This is a genomic window from Larkinella soli (genome assembly GCF_003703975.1).
Taxonomy (GTDB): domain Bacteria; phylum Bacteroidota; class Bacteroidia; order Cytophagales; family Spirosomataceae; genus Larkinella; species Larkinella soli.
Genome location: NZ_QTJY01000002.1, coordinates 577,035 through 598,608, shown reverse-complemented (window position 1 = coordinate 598,608; position 21,574 = coordinate 577,035). Strand labels below are relative to the sequence as shown.

The following is a 21,574-nucleotide window of genomic DNA, read 5'->3' as shown; positions in this document are numbered from 1 at the left end:
GGACCGTAGGGAATGGGAAAATAATTATGCCGATTACTCAAATTTTTTCCCACTTCATCAGGAATCGATCCGCTTTGTTTCCAAACTGGTTAGTGCAGATACGAACCAATGCAAGGGGTTGTTCCGGTTATGCTTAAACCATTGAATTCTCTGTCCTTTATTCTTATCAGTTTCGTCATGAGGGATATCCTGATGGCGTGGTCCTGGTGGCGTGAAAACGTCCACGAATCGATGGCCGAACCGCTGTCGGCCATCGTCGGAATGGTAGTCGGCGGAATGGTTACTTTTTACCTGTTCGACCGGATGGAGAGCACGGACGGGCAGCGGGAGAACGAACGGCAGCCGTCTGAACAGACGATGATCCAATCGTTGGTTTCCGGAAAGGAAGGGTAATGGTGTTGGGTGCGATCCTTCAGTACCTGTAGGCTGAGCCTACCTTCCTGCTCTTCTTTTGGGAGTATAAGAAAGGGAAAACAACCCGGCCGGCTTTGGCCGGGTTTTGTTTTGATTACCGGAAAATCACATCTGGCGAATCGGGGCCGGAATCGCACAGTTTTTGCTCGATTCCGGTGAATCTGTGCAATACTACCGAAATGAGACAATCTGTACTTTTAGTAGAAGATGACCCCCTTCAGCAGCGAATGCTCAAGGTCTACCTGGAAAAAGCCGGCTATGAAGTGAGTCTGGCCGGTTCGCTGAGGCTGGCCGAAAGTCAACTGGCCGAAGACCGGCCGGATCTGATCGTATCCGATCTGACCCTGCCCGACGCATCCGGGAGAATCATTGTCGAATCGTTAAGAAAACACTACGACGGGCAGGTTCCGGTTCTCGTCATCTCAGCCGAACTCACTCCCTTCAAACGCGACGGTTCGACGGCGCTGGCGGATGCCTTCCTGGAAAAACCCTTTTTTCCGGGCACCCTGACCGACCTGACCCGATCGCTGCTGAATACCCACCGACAAGACCAGGCGGTTCTCTGATCGCCCCGGTGACTCTTTTCAAACGACCTGCCTGCTTTGGGCAGGCTTTTTTGTCTGCTTAATAGCCGGAGTTGCTCTCCGGAGACCGCTTTGTTCCCTCCCGAAACAAAACCCGGCCGATACCGGCCGGGCCTGTCCTCCAACATCTATCTTACTGGTACGGCAGATAAGGGAAACTCCCTCTCTTACCGAATGGATGGCAAAAGACGGCATTTTTACTTAATTTTCCATCCGATAGCGCTGCACTTTTTATAGAACCTGATCGAGCCGGCAACTTCCTTGAGCCGGCAGCCGGGCCCGTTACGGCAGGTACGGTTCTGATTTCTTTTGATGTCTGATATTGCCGATTCCGATGAGCCGTCGGAAACGCTCATGCAAACCCTCTTTTGATAGGCAGGCCGGAGTTCCCTGACCGGGTCAGGACAAATAGGCAGTGAAATCCCACGGTTTCCCGACCGTCGGAAAACGGGGTCATCGGAAACAAAAAATGCCCGACCCGGTTAAACTTCATGAAAACCTAATTCAATTAATCATGGCAAAATCAAAGGAAACCAGCAACGAAAGCGAATTGAAGGAATTGTTTGTCGATGGTTTGAAAGACATCTACTGGGCCGAAAAGCACCTGACCAAAGAACTCGCGAAGATGGGCAAATCCGCCACTTCGCAGCAATTGCGGACGGCCTTCGAGCAGCACCTGACCGAAACGGAAAACCAGGTCGGGCGGCTGGAGCAGGTTTTCGAGGCCCTCGGCGAGAAGGCATCGGCCAAAAAGTGCGAAGCTATGGAAGGGCTGATCGAGGAAGCCCACGAGCTGATCGAAGACACCAAGGACGGGAGCCTGACCCGCGACGTAGCCCTGATTGCGGCTGCCCAAAAGGTGGAGCATTACGAAATCGCTTCCTATGGAACCCTGCGGACTCTGGCCGGCGTACTGGGCTTCCCCGAAGCCGCCAAACTGCTGGAGCAAACGCTCGAGGAAGAGAAAAAAACGGACTCCTTACTGACCCGGATTGCCGAAACGTCGATCAACGAATCGGCGAAAAGCGAATAAGCAGGCCCACGGACCTGCTTATCGACCGGATAAAACCGTTAAACGGGATGGATCGCCCGGCCCTTTCGGGGGCCGGGCTCCTTTTTGCCCGCTTTCGGCCGGAGCCGGAGGCCATCCCGGATCATGGCCCCCAGCAGGAAAAGATTGGTGGCGCCCAGTCCTGATTCCAGCAGCTGGGCACCCAGGAAAACCGTATCCAACTGGTTATGGGCGGCTTTCCCATACAGAAATACCGCCAGCCCGAGCAGGAGCAACCCGTTGGCGACAATCCACCGCAGCCGGCTGCGCTTGCGGAGGATGATCGGGTGCTGCGATTTTCCGGCCAGCCGGAATCCGGTCCAGCCGGCAGCGGGCATCAGCAGCGGCATGGCCCACATCCCGTAAAAGATTCCTTTCTTCACGGCAATGATCCAGGAAGCCCGGCCGGAGACCTCGGCTACGAACGTACTGATGAAAAACACGGTAATCAGTCCAAAGGCCGTCAGCGCGGCAGCGGCATGGATTCGGGCAAGCGTGGAACGGTTCATAGATCAGATGGTTTATATAATTGATATGTCAAATAATACGTCAAAAAATTTACTTCGTCAGGTTAACGATCATTTGCCGGACCAGCCCGTTCAGGAAGTCGATTTCCCGGTCGGAAATCCCGTGAAGGGCTTTCTGAAGCACTTGTTGGGCACACTGAATCAACTGGGGGAGAAGCTGTTCTCCTTCCGACGTCAGATACAGATACCGGTTTCGCCGGTCGGCGTCGGACTGCCGCCGTTCGACGAGCCGCTTCTTTTCCAGTACGAGCAGCGAACGGGTTACGCTGGCGTTGTCGCGGGAAACGGACTGCGCCAGCTCCTGCTGGTTCATGCCCGGTTGTTCGCGGAGCCTGAAAAGCAACGCCCACTGTTCTGCCAGGATGTCGATGCCGGCCTGCCTGAACGCTTCGTTCAGTTCCCGTTTCAGCAGGTTGGCCACCGTATTGAAGGTATAGCCGATCGAATCGTCGAGGGAGAAAGGCAGCATGGGTGTTTTATTTAATTGATGTGTCAAATATACGACAATCCGGAGCAGATTTCCTTTCCTGACCGCCAGTTTTTGATTGAACGGCAGTCAGGAAGAAAAACCTCCTGGGTGTTAGGGCGGATGGACAACCGTTTTTGCTGAGCCGCCACGGCCTGAAGGTTCCGAACGAGAGGGGGCGCGGGGAAAGGGATCAACGGCCGGGTTTCGGCCGGACGGGTATCCAGATCTCCTCCTCCGACTCGGGGTCGTTGTTTTTGTATTTCTCACCCAGCAGCTCAAACTGAGGCCGGTCGTCCGGAACAAAGCCGGAAGCCGGCAGCCAGGTGCCGAAAATATACCGGAAGGCTGCCGGTCCGGTCTGGGCGGCCCCGCGGTGGGGAAAAACCGCGTATAAGCCGCCCGGCAGCTCGAACGTCTCCATTCCCTCCGGAACGACCTCAAAATCGGAGACTTCCACGGCCGCCCATTTCCGGAAACGGGTGTCCATCGTCAGATTCCGGATGTCGAAACCGGGTTCATAGACCTGCATCGAGATCAGGTCCGTAGTCAGGGAATTACCGATTTCCCGGCGACGCGGCATGAAGTTCCGCCAGAGTTCGGGCGTCCGGTCGTTACCCAGACTCATCTCCAGCCATAGGCCGATCAGTTTCCTGGGTGGTACTTCCTTCAGGGTCGGCGTCATGATGTTTTCATACCGGGTTAGGTTAACGTAAAATGGCTTCCCGGCTGTAATACCGCATTTTTTGGCTCAGGGTATAGCCCCCGATGACGGTCAGCGTCGCCAGCTCGGCCAGGGGGCGGCTTAGCCAGACGCCGTTCAGGTGCAGGCCGAAATACTCGGGAAGCAGCAGGAGAAACAGGCCGACGAACCCCAGCCCCTTCAGGGCGCTGATGGCAATCGACAGGGCAAACCGGCCGATGCACTGCATATACATCGTCAGGATGTAGTTCGGCCCGGCCACCAGATACAGCAGAAAGCCGTACCGGATCGCCTGCTCCGCTTCCGTCCTGAAACCCACCGACTCATTGCTCGTCACGAGGCTGATCAGAACCTGCGGAAACGCGAATCCCAGACCATAAAACACCGCCCCGAGCGCCAGGGTGAACAGGAGGGAGAACCCCAGAACCTCCCGGACCCGCCCGGGCTGACGGGCGCCGATATTGAACCCGATGATCGGCTGAACCGACATCATCGAAGCCGTAAAAAACCGGAGAAAAATATTGTTGAGATAGTTGACCAGCCCGAAGGCCGAGAGCGCCGAAACGCCGTAGGGCAGCAGGCTCCGGTTCAGCAGCAGCAGCCCGGCCGAAAGCACCAGCTCGGAGGTAAACGAGGGAAAGCCCAGCCGGAAAAACCGGCGCCATTCGGGCAGCCGGAGCGTAAACCGCCAGTGGTCGAAGGTCAGTACGCCCTGCGATTTCCGGATGTGGCGGTATTGGTAGGCCACCGCGGCCAGCAGGGAAAGGCCGGTGGCAACGGCCGCGCCGGCAATGCCGAACGGAAAAACCACTACCAGCAGTACATCCAGCAGGATGTTCAGCATTGAGGCATAAAACGTAACGTTCCGGTTGACCGATGGGGCGTTGTCGTTCGTAATGAAGGCTCCCCAGAGCAGCCGCAGAAACAGCACCGGCAGAAACAGAAAATTCCAGAACAGATACTGGGTGGTGAACCGGAAGATCGGCCCGGATTCCGTCCCGGCCACGAACCGGGCGACCGGTTCGGCCAGCCAGGGCGCCCCAAGGGCCACCAGCCCGCCGGCCGTCAGCACCGCCGTCGTCGAAAATCGGAACACCCGCCGGGCCTGTTCAACATCGCCCGCCCCGCTGCTTTTTGAAAACGTGATGCCGCCCCCGATCATGAAGGCCAGTAGAAACGAGATGAAAATCAGCAGGATGGGTGCATACAGGCCCACGGCGGCAATCGCTTCCTTGCCCACCTGACGACCCAGGATGATGCCGTTGATCAGCTGATGGGCCGAAACCGACACCATACTGACCAGCGTCGGCAGATAAAAATAAAAGAACAGGGAGGGAACGGGAGCTTTACCCAGATCTTTCTTCGAAGCGGCCATGATGGGGGCAAAGGTAGGCGTAAACCCTTAAATGAAATAGGAGGGATTTGGCGGGAGGATTTAAAAAAGATCATTTACTTTAGGAAAACTTAGATTATTTGTCTTTCCCACATGGACTCCGGGATCAATCGACGCGATTTTCTTCGTTCTGCCGGGATGATGGCCGGCGGCCTGCCGATCCTGACCGCCAAACCGAAAGGAGTAGAGCTGGCCATCGCCACCATCACCTGCGACGGTTTCGGAGACGAGGATTTTCAATATGCCTTCGAGATCCTTCCCCGCCTTCCATTCCGAAACGTGGAATTCAACTGCTGGTATGCCCGGAACCTGACGCCGGAGGGCATCCGGAGCATCAGGGAACGCTGCCGGCGACACGGCCTGACTCCGGTTTGTGTACAGGGAACGTCTTTCGGAGCCGGGGGTAACATCGTCAAAGACGTCACCCATAAACTCTGGAACATGGAAGCGGCCCGCCGGCTGGGCTGCCGGCGGGTCAAGTTCACGGGAGCGGGCCGGGGCTCCGAGGGAGGGCTGGATGCGGTCATCAACGTAGTGAAGGAGCTGGTCCCGGCGGCCGAGGAGATGGATATGCTTGTCTTGCTTGAGAACCACGCCAATAACAATCTGGAGAACCTGGACGATTACGACCGGGTTTTCAGTGCCGTTCCGTCGCCCAGGGTCGGGATGTGCATGGACAATGCCCACTTCAACGGCGCGGGGGTCGATCTGTTTCAGGTGATCGACCGGTTTCATTCCCGCATTCTGCACATCGACCTGAAGGATACCGAGCGGATGGGCGTTCATAAGGTAGTCCGCTTCGGGCAGGGCGTGACGGACAATGCCGGAGTCGTGGAGCGGATGCTTCAGCACGGGTACACCGGCTATCTGGTGGTGGAAATGGCCCCGCCCCTCGACCGCACCACCCTCGAGAGCGATTTGCGAAGGGCCTATGACCTGTTTAAGAAATACGAACGATAGCCGTCCGGATGCGCTGCCTTTCCCAATTTTACGCATGGTTCAGCGGCCGCCTGCCGGTGCCGGCCGGGCTGCTGGTCGCCGGCCTGTGTTCCTTCATGGCCGGGTCCGGGCCGGTGGTCGCCCCGGCCGGTATGCCCCGGCTTCTCGACGACCGGCTTGAACTGACCCTTTTTGCGGAAAACCCCGACATCGTCACCCCGATCGGTATCGCCGTCGACCGGCAAAACCGCCTTTTCGTCCTGGAATCCCATACCCACCTGCGCCCTTCCGGCTACCAGGGGCCGGACAGCGACCAAATCAAACGCATGACCGATGAGGATCGGGACGGCCGGCCCGACCGCATCACCGTGTTTGCCGACGGCCTGAAGGAGGGCCTGAATCTGGCTTTCTCTCCCGACGGTACCCTCTATGCCGTCACCTCCAAAGCCGTCTGGGTCCTGTTCGATCGCGACGAAGACGGGGTCTGTGAAGAGAAGAAGAAAGTGCTGGAGCTGGTAAAGCCGGCGACCGTCTACGCCCATGCGGCTCTGCTCGGCATCACGTTCTCCCCGGACGGATGGATGTACGTCTCCCGGGGGAATACCGGCGGGGCGGCCTGGGAACTGAAAGGCACGGATGGTTCGTCGCTCGGGGGGTACGGCGATGGGGGCAACATCGTCCGGGCGCGGCCCGACGGATCGGCGCTGGAGGAGGTCGCGACCGGCTTCTGGAACCCGGTCGATCTGAAGTTCGACTCCCGGGGGCGGCTTCTGGCCATCGATAACGATCCCGACAGCCGCGGGCCGAACCGGATGGTCCACGTCGTGCAAGGTGGCGACTATGGTTACCAGTCGCTGTATGGAGGAAGCGGGATTCATCCGTATCTGGCCTGGAACGGTGAACTGCCGGGAACGCTGCCCTACGCCGTCGGGCTGGGAGAAGCTCCGACGGGCCTGCTGAATGCCGACGGAACCGCCCTGCCCCCGGACTATGGCGGGCAGTGGCTGTGTTCGGTCTGGGAGGAAAGCCGCCTGGTGCGGATCAGGACCGTGCCGAAGGGTGCGTCCGTGACCGGAACCTATGAGGTCGTGGCGGAAGGCGATGGAAATTTCCGGCCGGTCGCCTTTGCCGCCGACCAGACCGGGGCCGTCTACATCACGGACTGGGTTCTGCGGGATTACCCCAATCACGGCCGGGGCCGCATCTGGAAACTGACGGCCCGTAAGGGGGTTCCAGCCGGTCGGCCCCACTCCCGGCCGAAGGAGCCTGCCGACGGTCGCCTGGACAGCCTGTTTGCCGCCCGGTTGCCCGGCGATACCGGTATGCTGGTCAGCGCGCTGACTGCCGATGATCCGTTTGTCCGGCATGCTGCGGTGGTGGCGCTGGCCCGGCCGGTCTTTCACCCGGAGGTAGCGAGGGCCACGTCCGACAAGCGGGCCGAAGTCCGGCTGGGAGCGCTTCTGGCCCTACGGCGCTCCGGTCAGTCGCCGGAACCGCTGGCCCGGCGGCTGCTTCGGGACGCCGACCCCCACATACGCCGGCAGGCGCTACAGTGGATCGGGCAGACGGGCATGGAATCGCTCCGGCCCTGCCTGGATTCGGCCCTCACGGCCGGCCCCCTGACGGCCGGGCTGTTTGAAACCTATCTGGAAACCGTAGCGCACCTGATGCCGGCCTACCAAACCGCCTACCGAAACCGTACGGAAGCTCTGTCCAAATCCATCAAACGGTCGCTGCCTCCCCGTTTCATCGAAGCCCTGGTGGCCGATGCCGCCCGACCGGCTCCGATCCGGGCGCTGGCGATCCGGTTTCTGCCTAAACCGGAAGAACAGGTGGAGCTGCTTCTCGGCCTGCTGGAACAAAGTAATGACCCGGCCCTGCGTCTGGAAGCGATCCGGACCCTGGCCGGTATTCCCGACGGGCGGGTCGGCAGAAGTTTGTTGCGGGTGGCCGGGCGTCCGGGCGGCTCGGAAGCGGTGCGGGCGGAGGCCCTGCTGGCGCTGGCCGGCCAGCCCGTAGACGCCGTCCGGGAAATTGCCCCCCTGCTCCGGGAGGCATTCTCCGATCTTCGGATCGAAGCGGCCCGGTACCTTCGCACCCGTCTGACGCCTGCCCGGTTCCGGCCCCTGATGACGCCCGGTCTCGTAGCTGCGGCCGCAAAGGATGCCGCGCTGAGGGAGCAACTGGAGCTGGCCCTCGGCAGCCCGGCAGGCCGGAAAGGGTCGTCCCGTCCGCAGAATCTGGCCGGATGGGAGAGGGTTCTGGCAGAAGGAGGAAACGCGGAGCGCGGCCGGCGGGTGTTTTTTTCGGTTGAGGCCACCTGCTCGGCCTGCCACCGGGTGATGGGCCGCGGGGGCGACCTCGGACCCGACCTGAGCCAGGTGGGCCGGTCCAAATCGCGGCTCCAGCTGGTGCGTTCGATCCTGCGCCCTTCGGGTGAGATTTCCCCCGAGTGGCAGGGCTGGTATGTCCGCCTGGTCGACGGAAGGGAAATTCAGGGCCGTCAGATCGACATTGGGGAAAAAACGGTCGAGCTTTATACGCAGGCCGACGGCTTCGTGACCGTCCCGCGAAAGGAGATCCGGGAATATGGTATGATCCGGAATTCGCTCATGCCCGACGGCCTGGAAAGCCGGCTAACCGGCCACGACCTCCGGGATCTGCTGGCGTTTCTGCAGGCGGTCCCATAGCCGGCTCTCGGGTTTCCCGACTGCCGGTTTTTCATTTTTCAAAGGAAAAAGACTGACCTGATGCCGATTAAAGCGAACGGAATGGTCGTTCTGAATACAGAAGGTTATAAGAATTTTAAGGTTCCGAAAAAAATAAATAGATTGCAGCGGTCTGATGGAAATTACTGTCTTATAATTATATTTGATCAGACGTTTATGTAAAACTTTTCCTACTCGCATTTCGATGACTTTACCCTATCAGATCTACCTGGCGGAAGATGATGAAGAGGACATTGAAATCTTCGAAAATATCATAAAACAGCACTATCCCGATAGTCAGATTACGGTATTTCGAAATGGACAGGAACTCCTCGACGCCCTGAAATCATCTCCGGTGGTTCCATCGTTTATTTTCCTGGATATCAATATGCCGGTTCTCAATGGTGTTGAAGCACTGGTGGAAATCCGGGCCCTTCCCCAAACGGTAAATACGCCGACGATCATGCTGACTTCCTCCGATTTCTCGGACGAGGTGGCCCGGTGTCTGAGTCTTGGAGCCAATATGTATCTGGTCAAACCTTCCCGGCTGCGTGATTACCACAACCTGATCCGGATCTTCAAAATCAACTGGGACAATGTGGCGACCCGGCAGGAGCGGCCCATGAATTCGCCCGAATGACCGGATTCAGGAGGCCGTCCCGTCCCGATGGCCGGTCTTTTCGGGTTCAGCCTCCGGTCAGTTCCGGAACCTCCTGCCACCAGCCGGGCCCCTCGGGCACCAGCGTACCGACGGGTTGACCCAGCGCCAGACGGCGGACCAGTTCGGCCAGAGGGGTGGCCCGCAGTTCACCGCTGCTGACGTCGAACGCCCCCGGTTCGTAGTATCCCTCCTCCCGGGTGAGCAGACAGTGCCAGTCGTAGGATCCCAGCAGGGCCCAGACCGTGACGGCCTGGATGTCGGCCCCCGTACGCCGGGCCGTCTGTGCCTGGTTCCAGATGTCCATCAGCCACCGCATCTGCTCATCGACCGTACAGCCCAGATGGGCTTCCGTAACGGCAATTGGGATACGATAGCGTTCCCAGGCCTGACGGAGCAGCCCGCCCAGGCCGACCCGCCGGGAAGGCGCGGCCCTGACCACTTCCGTATCGACATACCGGTGACGCCCATTACTGCCATGAAGATGAGCAGGATAGGAGTGGATGTCGTCGTCGAGATACCGTTCGCTGGTAATATAGTGATTGATGCCGAGGAGCGAAGGGGGGCAGGGGTTTTCGACCAGAAACCATAACTCCCGTTCCGACCCGCCGGCCCTGAGCATAAAGTTCCACAGGGGGTGGCCGGGCGTTACTTTACCGCAGAGCAGGTCCCAGGTTAGCCAGCGCCGGTGGTTTTCCCACTCGGCCTGATATCGAAGCTTCGGGCTGCTGTGGGTCTGGCCCAGATCTTCGGTCTGAATCAGCTTCGCATCCGGCCTCACCTCCCGGATTTCCCGCATGGCCAGCACCGTGGTCCGGCACTGCCGCAGCAGGAGCCGTACAAAGCCGCCCGTCGTTCGCTCATGCGGATACCAGTGTCCGTACAGGCCGGAGAAGCGGGCGGTCGTCAGCGGTTCGTTCATGGGGGTATAGGCGTCGATCCACGGATAGCGCTCGGCCACGCTGCGGGCGTAACGCGGCAGCTGACGTTCGAATTCCGGGTTTTCGAAGGTGGCGTAGCGGGGCCCGCAGCCGTGATGGACCAGGCCCGCAATCGGCTGGACGCCCAGTTCGCGCAGGATTCCCAGCCGCTCATCGGCCCAGCGCCAGTCGGGCCGGTCGGGATGATCGGGCGCGGTCCGTTCCCAGAGGATGGGATAGCGCAGGGTTTTCAGGCCCAGCCCGGCCACTTTGGTCAGATCATCCGGACGGTGGTGATGCCCGTTCCGCATCAACTGATCCTGGTAGGTGTTCCCGACGCGGTTGACGGTGCATTCGATGCCTCCCCAGAGGGCGGGCGGTTCGCTCGAAACTCGACCCGAACGTTCTGTCAGTACCGGATTGCTCATGCCTGTGTTATGGTTAAGCCGGAGGGATTCCCTGACGAAATGGTCCGGAGTTGATGATCCATTAATGCATGCATACTGTTCCAAATCCGGTGCCAGCATTTTTCCTTCAGCTGGTCGTCCACGTCCGCCCAGTCGAGCGACGGGCCGAACTGGAGGGCTTCCTGAATGGATTGAATATAGGTTCGGGCCGTATCGGCGATCCAGACCGGCCCCTGGCCGCCGTAGGTATGGACCACATCCCGGATTGGGGTGGATACGACGGGCAGTCCGGCGGCCAGATATTCAGGCGTTTTGGTCGGACTGATAAACCGGGTAGCCTCGTTGAGGGCGAACGGCAGAATGGCGGCCTGCCAGTTGCTGAAATAAGCCGGTAATTCCTCGTAGGACTTCATGCCCAGGTAGTGCAGATTCGGCGCCTGGGGAAGGGTGGCGGGGTCGATCTTTACAACCGGTCCGAGCAGGATGAACTGCCAGTCGGGCCGGTGCCGGGCGATCTGTTCCAGCAAGCCGAGGTTCACGCGCTCGTCGATCACCCCGCAGAAGCCGATCCGCGGTCCGGCCAGGGCCTGCTGATCCGGCGGGTCGGGCAGACCGGCGCGGGCCCGACCGAAATGCGGAACGTCGATGCCGCTGGGAAAAGGATGAATGTCCGAATGCTGATGCTGCCGGGCTTCGTACAGGCTGTAACCGCCGGTAAACACCAGATCGGCCTGTTCCATGAGTTGTCGTTCCCGGCTCCGAAGCCCCGGCGAAGCGCCCCGGAAGGCCGATAGTTCGTCCATGCAGTCGTACAGCGTCAGCCGGGGTGTGAGGTCGGAGGTGAACGACATCGCCATCGGGGTGTAGTACCAGGCAATGAAGTCCGTAATCCCTTCGCCGGCCGTCAGTTCATGGAGCCACCTGCGCTGGAGGGTCTCCGCCTTTTCTTCGGAGGTATCGGCCGGCAGATGCGGGACCAGCACCGTAAGCCGGGGGCCGGCGGGTCTGACTTCGAGGTATTCGGCCTGGTCGTGGACCGGTTCTTCCCAGAACCAGACGCGCCAGTGGCGGCTGGCGCGGCTCAACAAATGCTGTGGACGCTGGTAGACGAAGTTCCAGCGAAGGTGCGAAAAGCAGATCAGATCCTGTATCGCTTTACCCGGTATGGCAATATCCGGTTCCGAATCAAAAGCCGTATGGGATTTCCCCAAAAGGTTAAGCAGTTCCCCGGAACCCGGGCGGGTTCCCTTTGCGGTTGGTATATTGGACATAGTTCAGACGATAGATGAAACATCCTTCCTTTTTTTCAAAGGAACGGTTCAGGAGCGGTCCGGCCTTTTCCGGAAGAGGTTGTATTCAGTAAACCATTTACCGGAGAAAAGATAAAGAATGGTAAATATGAGTTAGCTAACGGCCATAAAAACGAACCCCGTACGGCTCTCTCCGAGACCTGGACGGGGTTCGTTGATTGATCCGGTTTGCCGGGAAAGCCGTCAGTAGATCGGCACGTCCGGCGGGGTGGTCATACCGCCTTTCGCTTCGTCCCGCATTTTGTCGATCAGCACCAGGGCCAGCCGGCGGGCGTAGTTCAGGTCGGCCGCCACGGCGGGGCTATGGTTGACCGTGATGTGAAAGACGTTGTTGAGCGCCAGCACGTGCAGGGTCCGCTTCCGGTCGTCCCAGAGGGCCTTGTCGCCGATGTCGGGAATCGCCCGGCCGATGGCATTCGAGACGGTCGGAATGTCGGCCACGCTCTGTCTGGCATTCCGGCTGTTGTAGTTGTAGGTGTCCGACGAGTCGTTGACGGCCGACGAGTCGATTCCCTGGCCGCTCACGTTCTGATTGGTCATGCCCGCGGTCGGTCCTTCGGCGGTGCGGTCTTCGGTATACTGGCCGAACTGCGTGTCCTGTCTGCCTCGTCTGCGCTGCGCCAGCGCCGTCGGCTGATACAGGCTGTCGAAATAGTATTCGGCGTGATAGATGGATTGAAAGGAACTGCGGTTGGTGGTTGAAATCACCAACTGTTTCTTATTGTCCCAGATAAAGGCGCAGTTGGTCTGGTTGTCTTCGGTGGTGATGGCGGTAGTGGCCTCGACCTCGAACATTTCCCGCACGAACTGCTCATCGAAGTAGTTGCAGGCCTTGTCGTATTTTACGTCCTCGGTCAGAAGAAAGGTACCCGAGACGTAGCGGCCGAGACCTTCCACCTGGCCGGTGCCGGCTACATCGGCGGGGTTTCCGGAATCCGGCCCGCCACAGGAGAGGGCCAACAGGGGAAGGAGCGTGATTTTCCAGTTACTTTTCATGATATGTGTTTCAGGTTTGCGTACCGAAATACGGTTGGAAAGAAAGCCGGTGTCCGGTCGGCTTCTGTGCCTTTCCGATCTAATGAAGCATGATTCAGCACTTTCTATAAAAGAGAAATAGGAGCCGAAGGTTAAGCCCGCCGGTTAAATCTGAGCAAGCGGCCCCGGCCGGGTGGTTCGCCCCGTGTTTTCCGCTTCCGCGTTAAAATGGTACTAAGCGGGATAGAAGTTGCATTTCTCCACGGCTTTCAGTTACTTATAGCCTGATTCTGAAGCCTGTTCCATACCGGGTTCACCAAAGGGGTCCATAGAGATGAAAAGAGCAATCCACCTGTTGAGCACCTTCCTGCTTCTTTCGCATCTGGCCGTCGGGCAGTGCGAGATTTCGCAGGATTCGAGAGGCCGGGTGATCACCACCTGTCACGTGTATGCCTACCAGACGTCCGGCCCGAACCCGACGCCCCTGCATAACCTGATGATTTACCTCGGCAGCGAGTATCTGACGTTTCCGGTCTGGCAGCCCGGCAAGGTCCGGCTGGGCGGCCGGGATTACATCTGCACGCTGGCCTATAACGTCGTGAAAGGGGAACTGGCCTACAAGCTGGACCAGACCACGACGGTGGAGCGTTCGCTGCCGGAGGGCTTCACCGTCGGCGGGCTGAAGTTTGTCCGGCTCCCCACCAAAGCCGGCGGCAGGGCCAGCACCTATTTTGAAGTGCTGTACGACGGCAATACCCAACTGCTCCGAAACTACAAACGACAGCTGAAGGCCAAATATGAACAGAACGGCTACGATAAGGAGGAAGAGTTCAAAGGCTATTTCGAAACCCAGACATTTTATTCGATCCGGAAAGGCAATGCCGCTCCCGAACCGGTCCTGCTGACCCGTCGGTCGGCGCTGGACGTTCTGGCTGACCCCTCCGGAAAGATCGGCGCCGGCCTACAGGGCGAAAAATTGCGGGTCGAAGACCTGATTCAGATGGTGAAGGAGTACGACAACCTGACCGCCGGGGAGCTGAACAGCCGGCCCTCCCTAACGACGGACCCTCTGTTTCAGCAGGTTCTGCGAACCCGGATCAAATACCCGACCCGGGCCTGGAACGAGCGGGTATACGGCCGCGTGTATGCCGGTTTCGAGGTCGACGACCGGGGGCGCGTGCAGAACGTTACCCTGCTGAGTCCGGACAACGGCGGCTACGGGTTCGAGGCCGAGGTGAAGCAGGCTCTGAAGAAGATGCCCGATCTGCCTCCCGGCTATGCCGGAAAATATGCCCTGCCGGTGGCCTTTACCCTGACCAATACGGCCGAAAACCGGGCGCCTTATCAGCCGGTGAACCAGCTTCCCGCCGGGCGCCTGGCCGACCGGACCCTGCTGAAAGAGATCACCGTTCCCATCATCATTTCCAAAGCCGTGCCGGAGGGAACGGAAGGCCGGGAAGTGTGGGGTTATTTTAAATGATCGCTCCCCCGAAATCTTAACAATTCCATAACGGATTCGGAAACGGCCTCGCAGGGCCAGGGCCGTAACTTCGGATAAATCATTGATTATCCGCTTATGGCTTATCTGCAGATCGGGCTGCTCCTGCTGTCGGGGCTGGTCCTGTTCCTGTTTGCGCTGAATTATCTGTCCGAGGGTCTGCGGGCCATTTCGGGGGATAAACTCCAGGGCTGGCTCAGGAAATTTACCCGCAATATCATGACCGGCATCCTGACGGGCGTGGTCGTGACGACCCTGCTCGATTCTTCTTCCGCCGTCATCATCATGACCATCGCTCTGGTCAACACCCGGGCGCTGACCTTCCGGCAGGCCGTCGGCATCGTGCTGGGTGCCAACATTGGAACCACCTTTTCCAGTGAGCTGATCGCCTTCGACATCGGGCGGTGGGCCGGGGTGCCGATGGCCCTCGGCTTCGGGCTGATGTTTCTCTCCCGGCGGGAAGCGCTCGCCCAGTGGGGCCAGGTGCTGCTGGGATTCGGGATGCTGTTTCTCGGTCTGTTTCTGATGGAAGAGGCTGTCCAGCCCCTGAAGCACCTTCCGCAGGTGGTCGAATGGATGAAGGGTCTGGCCGATCCGGTGCGCGGGGCACTCACGGGGGCCGGGGTGACGGTGCTGCTCCAGTCGTCGTCGGCCACCGTCGGCATGGCGGTAGTGCTGTCGGGTCAGAACCTGCTGACGCTGGCGGCCGGCATTGCCCTGATGATGGGGGCGGAACTGGGCACCTGCGCCGATACGCTCGTCGCTTCCATCGGCCGCAGCCGGGCCGCCATCCGGACGGGCCTGTTCCACCTTCTCTTCAACGTGCTGTCGATCGTCGCTGGTCTGCTGCTGATCGAACCCTTTACCGAGCTGGTTCGACAAGTCAGCGGCCCTGCGCCGGCCGGTCGGCAGCTGGCCAATGCCCACGTGCTGTTCAACGTATTCGGGGTGGTGCTGGTCGCGCCGTTTGCCGCCCTGGTAGCCGGCCGTCTGGAGCGCTGGGTCCCCGACCGCCCGACGACTGCCCGGCCGGTTGCTCTGACCTCAGAACAAAATTGACCAGCGTCCGCCACTGCCTTATCCTCCGGACGCAGGAAGGATCCCGGTGGTCCAATCACCGGTTCCTGTGAGGGCCGTTGCCCAGGGTCCCTCCTGCGTCCGGAGGACAAACTTCCGTCGGTCTGCTCGGGTCGCCGGGGGGCCGGTTATTCCGGCTGGTAGATGCGGACTTCTCCGTCTTCTTCGCTGCTGACGACCAGCATACTCTTTCCGTTCGGACTTTTATCGGAGCCTACGAACAGCACCCCTTCGGGCGCGTCGCCGGTGGCCAGCAGCTGCAGAAATTGCGGATTGGTCGGATTGCTGAGGTCGTAGATGGCGATGGCGTCGGCCCGTTCGAGGGCAATGAAGGCGACGGGTTTGCCGTTCATGATGCCTACGGTGACGCCTTCCGGCTCGACGCCTTTGTCGTCGGAGCGCCCATCGTCATACTTGCCGGCCGCCACCACCTTATCCTCCAGCGTCCGTCCGGGCTCGTAGATGCGCTGGCCCGTCGCTGCGTTGAAGATGCTGAAACCCCGGCCGCCGAAGCCGTAAAGTGCTGTGAACGTGCTGTCCGAACCGGTGGAGCCGATCGTACGGGTGACGTTCAGGCGGCCCAGATTGGCGTTCATCTTCAGCGTAGCGGCATTCGGGAAGACACCGGGATCGAGATTCAGTTCACTGACCCGCTTCTGCTCCACAAATTTGGAGTATTCCCGCGCGTCGCCTTCATCCGCCGTAATCAGGTAGCCGGTTCCGCCGACGGAGAAATAGGAGATGGCGTCGGGGAGGAAAAACGATTTGACCGGCCAGGTGCCGAAGCTGATGGTGTTTCCGGTGTTGGTCGGGTCGATGGCGTTGTCGGCAAGGCTGAAATCCTTGGTGCCGAGCGGATGGATTTTCTGAATCGTACCGGCCGCCAGGTCCACTTCGGCAATCCCGTTGTTTTCCTGAAGCGTGACCCACGCCTTTTGCGAATCGGACGAGATGGCCACGTACTCCGGTTCCACGTCCTTCGCCAGTGTGGCTCCCGGCCCGAATACCCGGAAGCCGCCGGCCGTCAGGGTCGCCAGGCTGCTTTCAAAGCCGGAGAAATCGAGAGTTTTCACGCTGTACCCGTTCTGCACGTCGATGATCGACACCGACCCGACGGGGTCGTTGGTATAATCCTGGCTGGGTTCGCCTTCGTTGGCCGTGACGATGTAGCGGCCGTCGGGGCTCCAGGTCACCATGTCGGGCAGGGCGCCGACCGTAATTTCCTTTTCCTTCACCAGTGAAGCGGCATCATACACCAGCACCCGGCCGTTGTCCTGTTTATTGAGGGCTTCCAGCGCGATGGCCAGCCGGCCGCCGGATACGGCGACGCTGTTGGCGACACCGCCCAGGGCCGAAAGGTCGATCGGAGCCAGTTTGGAGATCGTCGGAAGGGCGGAGAGGTCGTGGATGTCGATTTTGGGTACGGACTCGTTGTTCACCGTAAACAGCCGTTTGCTGATCGGGTCGTAGGCCGAAATTTCGGCGGCTGCCGTTTTGCCCAGATCGGAGGAGGCTACCTGTTTGAACGAGCCGGGATTTTCGGGATTCGGGTTGGGTCCGGTGTGATCGGTTATACAGGCAGACACCCAGAGAGTTATCAGGCCGGCGGATGCGAGCCATTGTTTCTTTACCATATGTTTGGGGGTAGAATGATCCGGTAAAAATAGCGGTCACTTCAGCCTAACATACAGGTTAACAATTATTTAACACGACTTAGCTCCGGCTCATTCGCCCGTCCGGCCAGAACCTCCCGGATGGTGGTCCACTGAATATCGGGATACCGGCCGTTGTCGAGCGGGTGAAGTTTGGGCAGCCCCGTCAGCATATTGTGCAGGTACTGCATGCCCTGCCAGGCCGGGAACACCTCCTTTTTCTGAGGAAACACCGTGCGCGTGAAGCGGATCAGCGTTTTCAGCAACCCGAGGCCCCCCACCCGGAACAGGTGGAATCGGCTTCCCGTCGCTTCCGTGGCCGCTCCGGCGATGTCGCGCATGGAAGCCACCTCTCCGGCGATCCGCAGAAAACGCGGGCTGGAGGGGTCGAGGGCGGCCGAGGCCGTAAAGGCGGCCGTGTTGTCGAGCGTCGTGAAATCCATCGGCTGGTCGGCGTTTCCCCAGTAGATAACCCGTTTCAACGGAAACAGAACCACCGGACTCTCGCCCGTGAGCAGGTCGGAGAACATGCCGTTCAGGACCGAGGTAGCGGCAATCGGCGCTTTTTCCAGCCGTTCGCAGAACTCCCGGCGGAGGTCCAGATTGCGGTTCGATCCCCGGGGCAGACGGGTATAGTCGATACAGAAATCCGAGGGAATAAACCGGGGAACCCCGGCACTGACGGCCGCTTCCAGCAACTGCGACTGCGCTTCCACGATTACCTCCCGCAGGCCGGACAGGGCCGACACTACACAGGACGCTCCCGCGCAGGCCCGGGTCAGTTCGGCCACGTCGTTGAAATCGACTTCGACGACGGAGACGCCCATCGCTTCCAGCCACCGGACTTCCGAACCGGTTTTTCCTTTCCGGACCAGACCCGTTACCGGGACTTTCTGCCGTCGAAGATACCCGGCGATATGCCGTCCTAACTGACCGGTGGCCCCGGCCAGCACGATCCTGGTCTCTTTTGCCTCCGGACTTTCCTTCCGTCCGGTTTGGCTCTGAATGGTTTCTATCGTCATCCGCTTCCGGGGCGGTCCGCCACCCGGCTTCCGCCCGTTTTTCGAATGCAAGCGACTGTTGATCCAAAAGGTTTTGAAAAAAACAGGGCCTCCCTTGCGGAAGGCCCTGTCTGCCGGAGCATCTGGTTCCCGGATTTATTCGCGCAGGCTTTTGAGGTAGGCGATGCTTTGCGGAAGCTGGACGTTCACCTGGTTGCTTTCGTCCTCGATGAAATAATGCCTGATTCCGACCTTTTTGGCGGCTTTCAGCACCGCCGGCATATCGATCTGCCCCGTGCCGAGGGCCACGTCGTTTTCCTGCGGGGTGCCTCCGCTGTAGTCACCCTTGACGCCTTTTTTGAGGTCTTTCAGGTGCATCAGTTTCCAGCGGCTGCCGTACTTGTTCAGCAGCGCGACCGGGTCTGCCCCGCCATGCTGCGCCCAGAGGATGTCCAGTTCGAAGGAGACATAGTCGGGGTTGGTGTTCTGGGCGATGTAGTCGAACAGCGTCCCGTTGCCGGCGCCGTTCGGGCGGAATTCATAGCCGTGATTATGGTAACAGAACGTCAGGCCGTTTTCCTTCAGGATTTTTCCGACGCGGTTGAAATCCTCGACGGCTTTTTTGGCGTTCTCCATCGAGAAGTTGTTCTTTTCATGCGGAATCCAGGCACACATGACGTAGGTAGCCCCCAGTTCCTTCGCCTTCTTCACCACGTCCATGGGGTCCTTGACGAGTTGATCGTAGCCCGCGCCGGTGGCCGGTAGTTTGATGTTCCGGTCGGCCAGCATCTTCAGAAACTGCTCGGTCGTGACGCCCTTCGGGGTGCCGCCTTCCATTTCCGTGATGCCCAGCGATTTGATGGTATCCAGGGTGGCCTCGATACCCCGCGGGAAGCTGTTGCGGTAAGTGTAAGCCTGAATGCCGACTGGGAAAGTATACAGGGGTTTGCCCTTCTGGGCCTGGGCGGTGTCGAGACTGAGCAGCGAAACCGCCAGCGAACAAAGAGTTAAAAAACGTTTTTTCATCATAAAACAGGGTTTGGAAAGGGCATTCGTTCGACTTCCTTCCGGCTAAGAAAGCCATCGTCGTAAGGAAGTCGGTAAGTATACCATTTTTTTCGGTGGCTTCGTCGGGCACCCGGGATTTTGTACCGGCGAGCCGCTTTCCCGACCGTTTCGGAGGGTGTCCCATTCAGGAGGAAAACAGCCAAAACGCTGTCTCTAAGGAAATTTTAACTTGTCTCTCCGGGCATTTCTCCCTAATATTATTCCATTGTTCGATATATCCACTCTGTCTTAGATACCTTGTCTATGGTAAAAACGTTTACTCCTTTTTATTGTCTCCTCTTCGTCCTTCTCCTGGCTCAATGCAAGTCCAAACGCGATGACCCACCCGTAGACCCGGGCAGCGTGGTATCGGAAACCGGGTTTACCGTAGAAGATTTCCGCCGAACTTCCGGTTTCGATATTAAAAAAAATGTCCAGGCCAAAGGCCCGGCCATCGAAATGGGTTACAAGGGGCCGGGGCAGGAAGCCGAGTTCGGGTCGAACTTCAATTTCGACGTAAAGGACGGCTTCGAAACCGCCTTTACGTTTCAGGGCACTCAGGAGGGCTACCTCCAGATCCGGCTATTTACGAAGGATGAGTCGTTGTACAATCCGTACGGAATCAGCGCGTCCATGGGGTTCAATCTGTACAATATCGGCCATGCCTCCTCCCGAATCATTTCCAGCAGGTCCCTGCCCACTCTCTTCGACGGGCAGCGACATACCGTCCGGATTCTGATGCAGAACCGGCCTAGCCTCGGCCTGCTGACCAAAGTGTTTGTCGACGACATGAACGAGCCGGCCTACGAGTGCGAAGACGGATTCCCCGATGAGAACATCGAAATCTACTCCCAGGGCTCCAATGCCACCCGGCGGATCAGCCTCCTGTTTTTCAACAATTATGCCGGAGAGGGAAAAGTGACCCTGCACAACTGGTCGTTTCGCCCCCTCTGACCCGGAGCCTATCCGAACAGGGAATAAGCAATTACCAGCGTAATGAGGATGTTGAACGCCTGGGCCGTCAGGAAAGCATACAGCGGTTTTCGGCTGTCCTGATTGAAGAGGTCCGAGAAGCGGGTTTCCAGCCCGATGCTTGTAAACGCCAGCGCGAACCAGAGGCCCTGAACGTTTTTCAGGCCGGCTTTGACGCTGTCGACGGCGGCCGGGCTGAGGAAAAAGGAGAACAGCACCGAAGCGGCTATAAACCCGATCACAAATTTCGGAAACCGCTCCCAGATCACCCGCAGCGTCGGTTTTTCGGTTTGGCCGCCGGGGGCGGATTTCGTGTAGGTCCAGTAGAGGCTGATGGCGAAAGCCGCCAGCCCGAGCAGCACGTTCTGCGCGAACTTGACGATGGTGCTGATCTTCAATGCGGTTTCTCCGACCAGTGTGCCGGAAGCCACCACGGCCCCGGTGGTGTCGATGCTGCCGCCGAGCCAGGCGCCCGTCACCTCCTGCGATAAGCCCAGGGCCTGCGCCACATACGGCATGGCGATCATCATCGGAATGGCCGTGATCAGGACCAGGGAAATGACGTAGGAGAGCTTCTTCGAGTCGCCGTGAATGGCGCCCGAGGTGGCGATGGCCGCCGACACCCCGCAGATGGATACCGCGCTGGAGATCATCATGGTCAGCTCGTCGTCGATCTTCAGTTTCTTACAGATCCAGTAGGCAAAATACCAGACCGACACGACGACCACCAGCGCCTGAATGAGCCCGAGCGAACCGGCCTTGAGGATGTCGGAGAAGATGACGCCCGCACCCAGCAGCACCAGCCCGATCTTGACGAACAACTCCGTCGCCAGCGCCGGCCGCAGCCAGTCGGGCAGCCGGAACAGGTTGCCGATGAGCAAGCCGATGGACAGGCTGAAGATCACGGCTTCGAGATTCAGGGTCTTCACCCGGCTGTTGCCCGCCAGAATCAGCGCCACGAGCGTCAGCAGATAGAGGATCGGAAACCCGGCCAGAAACGCCCTCAGCGGCTTTCCGGTCAGCAGGGCACCCAGCAGGGCGACCGCATAAACGAACACGAACTGGAGAGCGATCAGCGTCAGGTTGCCGGCTGCAAACACCTTGCCGGTCAGGTCGGCGCCGGTGCTCCAGCCGAACGCCGGCGACGGTACCTGAAGACCCGTCAGGGCCAGCACGATGATCAGGAAACCAAGCCCGACCACCGCCCAGTCTTCGGGCAGGGTAACGGCCGGCTTTTCGGTGGACGATGGGGTTACGGTTTGAGTTGCCATG

Annotated in this window: 20 protein-coding genes; 9 read left to right on the top strand and 11 right to left on the bottom strand. The window is 59.3% G+C overall.

Features of this window, described 5'->3' with window-relative positions:
- Positions 1–177 precede the first annotated feature (177 nt).
- The 3 genes from DX909_RS08700 (at position 178) to DX909_RS08690 (ending at position 2,031) form a co-directional block, all read left to right on the top strand.
- Entirely contained in the window at positions 178–393 is a 216-nt protein-coding gene (locus tag DX909_RS08700; RefSeq protein WP_128544751.1) for a hypothetical protein, read from the top strand.
- A gap of 200 nt (positions 394–593) precedes the next feature.
- The gene (locus tag DX909_RS08695) at positions 594–980 is read left to right on the top strand and encodes a response regulator transcription factor (RefSeq protein ID WP_128544750.1); all 387 of its coding nucleotides are present in this window, start codon (positions 594–596) and stop codon (positions 978–980) included.
- Positions 981–1,512: 532 nt separating this feature from the next.
- Positions 1,513–2,031, top strand: a complete 519-nt coding sequence (locus DX909_RS08690) for a YciE/YciF ferroxidase family protein (protein ID WP_206512974.1) — start codon at positions 1,513–1,515, stop codon at positions 2,029–2,031.
- Between the two features lie 38 nt (positions 2,032–2,069).
- On the opposite strand, the gene DX909_RS08685 is transcribed toward DX909_RS08690, so the two are convergent.
- From DX909_RS08685 to DX909_RS08670, 4 genes are all read right to left on the bottom strand, one after another.
- Positions 2,070–2,558 (bottom strand): hypothetical protein, encoded by a 489-nt coding sequence (locus DX909_RS08685; protein ID WP_206512973.1) that lies wholly within the window; start codon positions 2,556–2,558, stop codon positions 2,070–2,072.
- A 49-nt stretch (positions 2,559–2,607) separates the two neighbouring features.
- A complete protein-coding gene (locus DX909_RS08680) occupies positions 2,608–3,045 on the bottom strand; it encodes a MarR family winged helix-turn-helix transcriptional regulator (protein ID WP_128544748.1) in 438 nt (145 codons plus the stop codon).
- 190 nt (positions 3,046–3,235) lie between these two features.
- On the bottom strand, positions 3,236–3,727 hold the full coding sequence (locus DX909_RS08675) for a GyrI-like domain-containing protein (protein ID WP_128544747.1): 492 nt from the start codon (positions 3,725–3,727) through the stop codon (positions 3,236–3,238).
- Between the two features lie 22 nt (positions 3,728–3,749).
- The gene (locus tag DX909_RS08670; RefSeq protein ID WP_128544746.1) at positions 3,750–5,120 is read right to left on the bottom strand and encodes an MATE family efflux transporter; all 1,371 of its coding nucleotides are present in this window, start codon (positions 5,118–5,120) and stop codon (positions 3,750–3,752) included.
- Positions 5,121–5,231: 111 nt separating this feature from the next.
- Between DX909_RS08670 and DX909_RS08665 the strand changes: the two genes are divergently transcribed.
- The 3 genes from DX909_RS08665 (at position 5,232) to DX909_RS08655 (ending at position 9,425) form a co-directional block, all read left to right on the top strand.
- On the top strand, positions 5,232–6,098 hold the full coding sequence (locus DX909_RS08665; protein WP_229310992.1) for a sugar phosphate isomerase/epimerase family protein: 867 nt from the start codon (positions 5,232–5,234) through the stop codon (positions 6,096–6,098).
- Positions 6,099–6,106: 8 nt separating this feature from the next.
- Positions 6,107–8,767, top strand: coding sequence for a PVC-type heme-binding CxxCH protein (locus DX909_RS08660; RefSeq protein WP_229310991.1), 2,661 nt, complete (start codon positions 6,107–6,109; stop codon positions 8,765–8,767).
- 223 nt (positions 8,768–8,990) lie between these two features.
- On the top strand, positions 8,991–9,425 hold the full coding sequence (locus tag DX909_RS08655; protein WP_128544745.1) for a response regulator: 435 nt from the start codon (positions 8,991–8,993) through the stop codon (positions 9,423–9,425).
- A gap of 46 nt (positions 9,426–9,471) precedes the next feature.
- Here DX909_RS08655 and DX909_RS08650 read toward each other — a convergent pair whose 3' ends face one another.
- From DX909_RS08650 to DX909_RS08640, 3 genes are all read right to left on the bottom strand, one after another.
- Positions 9,472–10,791, bottom strand: coding sequence for a glycoside hydrolase family 1 protein (locus DX909_RS08650; RefSeq protein ID WP_128544744.1), 1,320 nt, complete (start codon positions 10,789–10,791; stop codon positions 9,472–9,474).
- Positions 10,788–12,041, bottom strand: coding sequence for a glycosyltransferase (locus DX909_RS08645; protein ID WP_128544743.1), 1,254 nt, complete (start codon positions 12,039–12,041; stop codon positions 10,788–10,790). The genes DX909_RS08650 and DX909_RS08645 overlap by 4 nt, the downstream gene beginning before the upstream one ends.
- A 222-nt stretch (positions 12,042–12,263) precedes the next feature.
- Positions 12,264–13,076, bottom strand: coding sequence for a hypothetical protein (locus DX909_RS08640; RefSeq protein WP_128544742.1), 813 nt, complete (start codon positions 13,074–13,076; stop codon positions 12,264–12,266).
- 313 nt (positions 13,077–13,389) lie between these two features.
- On the opposite strand from DX909_RS08640, the gene DX909_RS08635 reads away from it, so the two are divergent.
- The gene (locus DX909_RS08635) at positions 13,390–14,535 is read left to right on the top strand and encodes a TonB family protein (protein WP_128544741.1); all 1,146 of its coding nucleotides are present in this window, start codon (positions 13,390–13,392) and stop codon (positions 14,533–14,535) included.
- 96 nt (positions 14,536–14,631) lie between these two features.
- Positions 14,632–15,612 carry a Na/Pi cotransporter family protein gene (locus DX909_RS08630; RefSeq protein WP_128544740.1) on the top strand — a complete coding sequence of 327 codons (981 nt, stop codon included), beginning with the start codon at positions 14,632–14,634 and terminating at the stop codon, positions 15,610–15,612.
- A gap of 146 nt (positions 15,613–15,758) precedes the next feature.
- Here DX909_RS08630 and DX909_RS08625 read toward each other — a convergent pair whose 3' ends face one another.
- The 3 genes from DX909_RS08625 to DX909_RS08615 all read right to left on the bottom strand — a co-directional run bounded on the left by DX909_RS08625 (position 15,759) and on the right by DX909_RS08615 (position 19,309).
- Positions 15,759–17,264, bottom strand: coding sequence for a choice-of-anchor I family protein (locus tag DX909_RS08625; RefSeq protein ID WP_128544739.1), 1,506 nt, complete (start codon positions 17,262–17,264; stop codon positions 15,759–15,761).
- Positions 17,265–17,329: 65 nt separating this feature from the next.
- Positions 17,330–18,304, bottom strand: coding sequence for an NmrA family NAD(P)-binding protein (locus DX909_RS08620; RefSeq protein WP_128544738.1), 975 nt, complete (start codon positions 18,302–18,304; stop codon positions 17,330–17,332).
- 135 nt (positions 18,305–18,439) lie between these two features.
- Positions 18,440–19,309 (bottom strand): sugar phosphate isomerase/epimerase family protein, encoded by an 870-nt coding sequence (locus DX909_RS08615; protein WP_128544934.1) that lies wholly within the window; start codon positions 19,307–19,309, stop codon positions 18,440–18,442.
- Positions 19,310–19,594: 285 nt separating this feature from the next.
- Here DX909_RS08615 and DX909_RS08610 point away from each other — a divergent pair, with 285 nt between their 5' ends.
- Positions 19,595–20,284, top strand: a complete 690-nt coding sequence (locus tag DX909_RS08610) for a hypothetical protein (RefSeq protein ID WP_128544737.1) — start codon at positions 19,595–19,597, stop codon at positions 20,282–20,284.
- An 8-nt stretch (positions 20,285–20,292) separates the two neighbouring features.
- Here DX909_RS08610 and DX909_RS08605 read toward each other — a convergent pair whose 3' ends face one another.
- Entirely contained in the window at positions 20,293–21,573 is a 1,281-nt protein-coding gene (locus tag DX909_RS08605) for a YeiH family protein (RefSeq protein WP_128544736.1), read from the bottom strand.
- Position 21,574 lies beyond the last annotated feature (1 nt).

What these genes read in the sequence shown, in the direction of transcription:
- DX909_RS08700 (WP_128544751.1), top strand. Translation starts at nt 178, where the DNA reads ATGAGGGATATCCTGATGGCGTGGTCCTGGTGGCGTGAAAACGTCCAC.
- DX909_RS08695 (WP_128544750.1), top strand. Translation starts at nt 594, where the DNA reads ATGAGACAATCTGTACTTTTAGTAGAAGATGACCCCCTTCAGCAGCGA.
- DX909_RS08690 (WP_206512974.1), top strand. Translation starts at nt 1,513, where the DNA reads ATGGCAAAATCAAAGGAAACCAGCAACGAAAGCGAATTGAAGGAATTG.
- DX909_RS08685 (WP_206512973.1), bottom strand. Translation starts at nt 2,558, where the DNA reads ATGAACCGTTCCACGCTTGCCCGAATCCATGCCGCTGCCGCGCTGACG.
- DX909_RS08680 (WP_128544748.1), bottom strand. Translation starts at nt 3,045, where the DNA reads ATGCTGCCTTTCTCCCTCGACGATTCGATCGGCTATACCTTCAATACG.
- DX909_RS08675 (WP_128544747.1), bottom strand. Translation starts at nt 3,727, where the DNA reads ATGACGCCGACCCTGAAGGAAGTACCACCCAGGAAACTGATCGGCCTA.
- DX909_RS08670 (WP_128544746.1), bottom strand. Translation starts at nt 5,120, where the DNA reads ATGGCCGCTTCGAAGAAAGATCTGGGTAAAGCTCCCGTTCCCTCCCTG.
- DX909_RS08665 (WP_229310992.1), top strand. Translation starts at nt 5,232, where the DNA reads ATGGACTCCGGGATCAATCGACGCGATTTTCTTCGTTCTGCCGGGATG.
- DX909_RS08660 (WP_229310991.1), top strand. Translation starts at nt 6,107, where the DNA reads ATGCGCTGCCTTTCCCAATTTTACGCATGGTTCAGCGGCCGCCTGCCG.
- DX909_RS08655 (WP_128544745.1), top strand. Translation starts at nt 8,991, where the DNA reads ATGACTTTACCCTATCAGATCTACCTGGCGGAAGATGATGAAGAGGAC.
- DX909_RS08650 (WP_128544744.1), bottom strand. Translation starts at nt 10,791, where the DNA reads ATGAGCAATCCGGTACTGACAGAACGTTCGGGTCGAGTTTCGAGCGAA.
- DX909_RS08645 (WP_128544743.1), bottom strand. Translation starts at nt 12,041, where the DNA reads ATGTCCAATATACCAACCGCAAAGGGAACCCGCCCGGGTTCCGGGGAA.
- DX909_RS08640 (WP_128544742.1), bottom strand. Translation starts at nt 13,076, where the DNA reads ATGAAAAGTAACTGGAAAATCACGCTCCTTCCCCTGTTGGCCCTCTCC.
- DX909_RS08635 (WP_128544741.1), top strand. Translation starts at nt 13,390, where the DNA reads ATGAAAAGAGCAATCCACCTGTTGAGCACCTTCCTGCTTCTTTCGCAT.
- DX909_RS08630 (WP_128544740.1), top strand. Translation starts at nt 14,632, where the DNA reads ATGGCTTATCTGCAGATCGGGCTGCTCCTGCTGTCGGGGCTGGTCCTG.
- DX909_RS08625 (WP_128544739.1), bottom strand. Translation starts at nt 17,264, where the DNA reads ATGGTAAAGAAACAATGGCTCGCATCCGCCGGCCTGATAACTCTCTGG.
- DX909_RS08620 (WP_128544738.1), bottom strand. Translation starts at nt 18,304, where the DNA reads ATGACGATAGAAACCATTCAGAGCCAAACCGGACGGAAGGAAAGTCCG.
- DX909_RS08615 (WP_128544934.1), bottom strand. Translation starts at nt 19,309, where the DNA reads ATGAAAAAACGTTTTTTAACTCTTTGTTCGCTGGCGGTTTCGCTGCTC.
- DX909_RS08610 (WP_128544737.1), top strand. Translation starts at nt 19,595, where the DNA reads ATGGTAAAAACGTTTACTCCTTTTTATTGTCTCCTCTTCGTCCTTCTC.
- DX909_RS08605 (WP_128544736.1), bottom strand. Translation starts at nt 21,573, where the DNA reads ATGGCAACTCAAACCGTAACCCCATCGTCCACCGAAAAGCCGGCCGTT.